Source organism: Clostridium sp. CCUG 7971 (genome assembly GCF_017590215.1).
Taxonomy (GTDB): domain Bacteria; phylum Bacillota; class Clostridia; order Peptostreptococcales; family Peptostreptococcaceae; genus Faecalimicrobium.
In genome coordinates, this window is sequence record NZ_JAFFPK010000197.1 from 1 (window position 1) to 719 (window position 719).

Consider the following 719-nt stretch of genomic DNA (forward strand, 5'->3'; position numbering starts at 1 on the left):
AAAAAAATATTTTATATTAAAAATATATAATACTAGAGTAATATTTTATATTATGTTATAATTTATCAAATTATATATTTTACTCAAAGGAGGGGGAACATAATTATGAAGTACGAAATTATTCTATTTGATGCAGATGATACACTATTTGACTTTAAAAAAAGTGAAGATTTTGCTATAAGAAAACTAGTATCTACTTTAGATTCTAATTTTGATGATGAGTATATTATAGATACATATAAAGATATAAATACTAAAATTTGGATAGAATTTGAAGAAGGTAAAATTACTTCTGATGCTTTAAAAGTAGAAAGATTTAATAGGTTGGTCAAAAAGTTAAATATAAATTCTGATGCTAATGAACTTTGTAATATGTATGTTAAATTTTTAGGGGATGGCTCTTTCTTATATGAAGAAACTGAAGAATTGTTAAGTTACCTATCTAAAAATTACAGAATCGGAATAATAACTAATGGTCTAGCAGACGTTCAACATAGAAGAATTAGAAATTCTATTATAGGCCCTTATTTTGAGGATGTTGTTATATCTGATGAAATAAAAATAGCTAAACCAAGTCCTGATATATTTGAACATGCTTTAAATAATTTAAGTCATAATAATAAAGAAAGTGTCTTAATGATAGGGGATAGCTTAAATTCAGATATAAAAGGTGGAATTAACGCTGGTGTTGACACTTGTTGGTTTAATCAGCATAAAAA

General features: G+C 24.6%; 1 protein-coding gene. It reads left to right on the forward strand.

Annotation, left to right across the window (positions count from 1 at the left end):
- Positions 1-105 precede the first annotated feature (105 nt).
- On the forward strand, positions 106-719 hold a 614-nt coding region (locus JWF52_RS18480), incomplete at its 3' end, for a YjjG family noncanonical pyrimidine nucleotidase (RefSeq protein ID WP_208334939.1).